5 protein-coding genes are annotated in these 4,991 nt (G+C 58.7%); all 5 read right to left on the bottom strand.

Annotated elements, in window-relative coordinates; all coding sequences use genetic code 11:
- Positions 1–233: 233 nt before the first annotated feature.
- The 5 genes from AB0H61_RS38940 to AB0H61_RS38920 all read right to left on the bottom strand — a co-directional run bounded on the left by AB0H61_RS38940 (position 234) and on the right by AB0H61_RS38920 (position 4,462).
- Positions 234–1,295 carry a hypothetical protein gene (locus AB0H61_RS38940; RefSeq protein ID WP_357313945.1) on the bottom strand — a complete coding sequence of 354 codons (1,062 nt, stop codon included), beginning with the start codon at positions 1,293–1,295 and terminating at the stop codon, positions 234–236.
- 61 nt (positions 1,296–1,356) lie between these two features.
- Entirely contained in the window at positions 1,357–1,713 is a 357-nt protein-coding gene (locus tag AB0H61_RS38935) for a DUF6301 family protein (protein WP_357313943.1), read from the bottom strand.
- Between the two features lie 782 nt (positions 1,714–2,495).
- Positions 2,496–3,323, bottom strand: coding sequence for a hypothetical protein (locus AB0H61_RS38930; RefSeq protein WP_357313940.1), 828 nt, complete (start codon positions 3,321–3,323; stop codon positions 2,496–2,498).
- 18 nt (positions 3,324–3,341) lie between these two features.
- The gene (locus AB0H61_RS38925) at positions 3,342–3,644 is read right to left on the bottom strand and encodes a type VII secretion target (RefSeq protein ID WP_357313937.1); all 303 of its coding nucleotides are present in this window, start codon (positions 3,642–3,644) and stop codon (positions 3,342–3,344) included.
- 2 nt (positions 3,645–3,646) lie between these two features.
- Complete coding sequence (locus AB0H61_RS38920; RefSeq protein WP_357313934.1) at positions 3,647–4,462, bottom strand: hypothetical protein; 816 nt, start codon at positions 4,460–4,462, stop codon at positions 3,647–3,649.
- Positions 4,463–4,991 lie beyond the last annotated feature (529 nt).

Genomic DNA, 4,991 nt, shown 5'->3' with positions numbered 1-4,991 from the left:
ACCAGCCCTTCGGACAAGCCACGACCCGGACTCACCACCATCCAGAATAGCCCCGACCTGCCGACTGCGCCTTGACACGAGAGGGGAGCCATGTGAGGACATCGCCGTTGCGATGAAAGGGCAGGAAAGAGGAACGCCTCCTGAATGCGCCGTACGCGACTCAGAACCGCCGAGACGCTAATCCTCAGAGCGCGAAACGGGTTCGATCGCCGGGCACAAGGAACCCGACGCGATCAGCCACTGCCCTCGAGCCCGAGTCGGATCGTGTGGATCTGTTGGGGCTCTGGCGAGCTCCATGCGGAGAGGGTCAGGCGGTCGGGGCTCGGAACACCCAGCGCTCGCAACTCTGACTTGACCACCTCCGCGATACTTCGGCCAGCGGCAACACCGGCCGGATAGTTCACCGTCGTCAGGTCCGCGTCAGCGCTGTGCCGATATTCCATGCGCGCATCATGAGGCGAGAACCAGCCCTGGAGGAAGCCTGCGTCGGGGTCGTCCGCGACGGTGATCACCCAAATCACCCAGGTCGCGTACGGGTGCAGGACGGGAAGGTCAGCAGCGAGGGAAAGAAAGAGCGCGTCGATGTAGTCATCCAGACTCGGCCAGGATGTCGCAAGGGGCTCCGGATAGCCCCACGTCGGGAATCCGTACCGAGTGCCTTCGGCATCGGGTGCCACAAGCCAGCACTCCGCGGCCGTCCAGTCGGACCAGTTCCATTCCCAATGCTCGCGGCCCTCATGGGGCTCGGTAGGGAAGACCGCGAGACTGATCGAGCTGCCGAGATCGCGGGTCAGCAGCACTGTGGTGTCATTGTCACGCCAGATCGCGCGGGCATCAGGTCCGCCTACCAGCGGCGGCGGGCCGAGTAGCTCGACGCAGATCGCCAGCGCCGCGCGGTAAGCGTCATCCACGACATTCGCAGCCAACCGTTGGGTCATCCAAACCCGGCTGTATTCGCCGAACCCCCAACGATCGGGATCGAGGTATTGCTCAGTTTTGCTGGCGCGCAGGCTAATCGAGATGGTCTCCGACTCGATGCCCGCCGTACGACCTTTGCGGAAGCTGACGGGCTCCTCCTCGATCGGCCACCCTACTGCGGCAAACAAAGGCGCCAGATCGTCTTTCGACCACACGCCGAATTCCGCCTGGACAACCAGCGGAATCGCCTCGAGGAACAGTGTCGAGTCGGTCCGGCGGGCCTTGCGTTGCTCCCATTCCCGATCTGCTGCCTCCCTACGGTCGTGCTCCGCGGGGTTTTCGAGCCGAAAATGGATAGCTCTGGAGTCGACGCTCAACTTCAGAACTACATGTTCGAAGCGCCACCGCACCCTTCCGGGGCCGTCCGAAACACCGGGCTCACCCCCACGCATTCATCAGCCGGACACATAGGTCGTCGAAAGCTGGTGCGAGACAGTCGCGGTACTGAACCTGTTCAGCGATTTCCGCTACATAGACGACAACACTGCGCACTGTCTTGTCATCGTCCACCGAGAAGACTGCGCCGGCCTGCCGAATCAGTCGGCCCGGCACCTCGGGGATCCTGATACCCGCGTCGGTAACTGTCCACTGCCACTTGCCTTCTCCGGGAACGCTCCAACCCAAATACTCGGCAGCGTCATTCATTCCGTCCGCAGTCCAAAGCCAGTGGTGCTGTACTGCAGCCTCGGCCATTGCCAAGGCACCGTCCACGTCGATTTCGAGCGTTCCTACCACACCGCGATCCTAAAGAACCCTACCGACAGTTAGTCCTTCAGCCGGACATCGCGATCACGGTGTGAGCGGTAATCGCCGCTGGTAGTGGGCGCGGCGGGCGTGTGTTTGGTGGCCGGGTCACCATAGCGACCGTCGCATCCAGGCCGTATTCAACTGATCGTCGCAACATCTCGATTTCGGTATTGGGAAGGCGATCTGATCATCGGGTTGCGGCGCTCGGCGATCGGTACTCGGGTCGAACGGACAACCCGGTTTACCATGCTGATCCACCTGCCTCGCGAGGACGGATACGCGTCCAACGCACGTCAGCCTGTGCCCCAGGCCGCCTCCGAACACACCACGGCGACAATCATCGCGCCGCCGCGAACTCCTGGTTCGCTGGGCGCGAGAGAGGTCGGGGTTACGAACGTCCACGCCACAGACACTGGTATCCCTGTAGAGCCAGTCCAAACAGGAGTCCTATGTGAAGCGGATACATTACGGTGTCGATCCACCCGGCTACCAACAGGCCAAAGGACGCGATCCAAACCGCTGAAAATGCGATGCAAATGGATAACCGCATTGCGCCCACCGGAGCAGATCGCCAAGCAATTACGGTGCCAGCCAACTGCACAGCGAACGTCGTTAGCATGACCCCCAGGATGAGCGGCCAACCGGAGACCTCCGCAACCACAGAGCCCAAGGCTAGACCAGAGCTGGAGATCATGGACATAAGACCCACTTGGATCAATGTTGAACGCCGGGCCCGTTCACTGCCCCCATTGCCGCTCCTAAATGAAATATTACTTATCAGGGTTCAACCTCCATTTGGATTCGTTGTCGCCTTCAACGGAGGCATCCTCGAAGTATTTCGTATTCGGATCCGGCCAACGAATGGATCCGTCGTCGCCCTTTTGGAACGCAGAGTTGTTGGTTGTCGCAGCTTTGATGTCGCTCCAAGCCTTGGCTTGATCGGTTACGAAAAGTGTGATCGCAGCGATTGCTGCACTCAGTTCTGCGGCAGTGACTCCGCTGATCGTCCAGAAGCCAGCAAAACCAGGGACTGCGCCGAATCCCGATGCAACCGCGGCAATAATAAAAGCGAGAGCTGTAACAAACTTGTTCACCACAATGGCAACTCCAGCATAGAGCAGCAATCCCGCAGCCGCGGCAACCATAAGATGGTTCCGGCAAGTCTCGGCAGTTTCTTCCATCTTGAGAATTGCGTCACGCTGGGCTTCGACCGTTTTTTCGTACGCTTCCTGCGCGTCGCCTTTCCACTCTTTGAGGGCAAGTAGCTGCTTGGGATTTATGGCTGCCGCAACACCCGAGTAGTCGCCTTTAGCATCGGACCACTCGAACGATCGCTGGGCCATAAAAATTGGCGCAGCAATCCCTTCGATGAGGTCCATAAGCTTTTCCCAAAGCCACTTGAGGGCTGCGAGCATCTTTTCGCCGCACGTCTTGATAAATTCACTCAGCCCGGGGGTCACTTTGGTGGCGTATGAGTTCTGTCCGGCAGATATTGCGTCTGGAGCATCGTTGGTGAGGTAGTCGTCAATATTTTGGATATATTCTTTAAGCTTATCCCAAACATCTTGATATGCTGCACTGTCAAATGTTGTCGACATTCCCGCACCCCTTTTTCGTCACCATAGGTTGTCAATTCGATGCTTCCCGGCGGCATCCTCGGCATCGTAGGTGTCTGCACAGGTCTGCAACGTTTGACCAACCTTGTCGAAACTTGTTGCAGCTTGCCCACTCAGAGTAGTCATCTTCTCGACAACCTCAGCGTGCGCAGACACAATAGCTTGAAATACGCCGGCCTCTACCCGGTTGAAGCCTATGGACTGAATATCGCTCTTCACCTTGTCCAGAGTGTCGGACTCGCGCGCCCATGCCTTCCCCTCGCTCCGGAGGGCATCTGTGGCAACGGAAACTTCCTGACCCATAGCTATCCTTTAGGGGATTGAAGAGAATTGATCACTTGAATGAGCTCAGAGAACAGTCCGCTGGAATCACCCAGCCCAGCGGCGGGCGAAGTGAGTATGGTCTCGCGCGCTGCAGCATGAGCATGTTTAACTGCCCACGCAATCGAATCTCCTCGAGTATCCGTGCCCCAGGGAATTTGGACAATACAGTCAGCAATACCGCTGCGCGTCAACGTAACCGATGCCTGTATGCCACCGTCCGCCACGCTTGTACCAATGAATTCGCCGACATTTGCTTCTTCGGGACTTCTGTCCAGCGTTTGCATCACCCGCTCGATTAGCCCATCAATATCTACCGCGGACGAGGCTGCGGGCTGTGGTCGTGTGATCTTTATCGGTACCGCGTCATCAATGCTTAATGTGCTTATTCTATCCAACACGCCGTTTCGGCTCGCGGCAATGCTGGTCGATTCGACTCGCATTTGCTCGGCTTTCTTGATGGCATTGACCACCGCCGAGCCAACACCATCTTCGCCGACGCGGTGACGCCAGTTGTCTGAGACGAATATGTCGACCAACTCTCCCGTTGTGGCGACCGTGACCTCAACTGCCCCTGTAGTATCGCGGGCACTGATATGAGGTGGTCCGGCGGAAAACGCCTCTTGGATGAGGCCGGACATGGCCTGGGTGAACCCGTAGAACTGGCCCAGCTCGTCGAGAAACTTATCGAATCTGAAACCCGAGGCAACTTGATCCTCTTGGGAGGGTTTCGCGTCAGCTGCGGATCGAGTTTCCCATTGACTCGAAGCCGATGAAGGGGCGGGGTTCTCGCGGGCCACCGGAAGGGGCGGACGGAACGAGGCAGGTGGAGCCGCCGGACGCGAGGGTGATGCCGGAGGAGGCGGGCTAAACGATGAAAACGGATCGACGGGGAGATGGGGCGCCGGGGCTGCAGGCCGAGCTTTCGGCGTTGGCTTGAGGGGCGCCTCGTCCCAGTATTCATCGGGGTCGTCGTAGTGATTGTGGAACCCAGTCATCATTGCACCCCGCAGTAATCGCTAGCGGCCGACACGGCCAGCGTGGCCTTCTCTGGAATCAGCATCAAACCCCCCGTTCGTGCAAGCAGCCACCGATGGGCGGACGCAAACACCCTCCCTGACCGAAGTTCGGTTTGTCAAACGCGTAGAGTGAAGCTGCTGCACGAAAGTTGCAGTGCGTGAACAACCTCCCGTCGTGGACGCCCATGGGATGGCACCGAGCCGTGTGAAGAATCGCTAGGGTCCGTCCTCAAAGTTGGTGTGATTGATGTGCTTTGATTCTCGGTTGTGGTGCGTAGGCACGAGTTGAGCGAGGAGCAGTGGCGGGTGA

The organism is Nocardia sp. NPDC050710, from assembly GCF_040654375.1.
Lineage (GTDB): Bacteria > Actinomycetota > Actinomycetes > Mycobacteriales > Mycobacteriaceae > Nocardia.
The sequence above is the reverse complement of the archived record's forward strand: the minus strand, read 5'-3'. Positions and strand labels throughout refer to the sequence as shown.

Bases quoted from the DNA above. Each gene is read 5' to 3' on its own strand.
- AB0H61_RS38925 (WP_357313937.1), bottom strand. From the start codon at position 3,644: ATGGGTCAGGAAGTTTCCGTTGCCACAGATGCCCTCCGGAGCGAGGGG.
- AB0H61_RS38930 (WP_357313940.1), bottom strand. From the start codon at position 3,323: ATGTCGACAACATTTGACAGTGCAGCATATCAAGATGTTTGGGATAAG.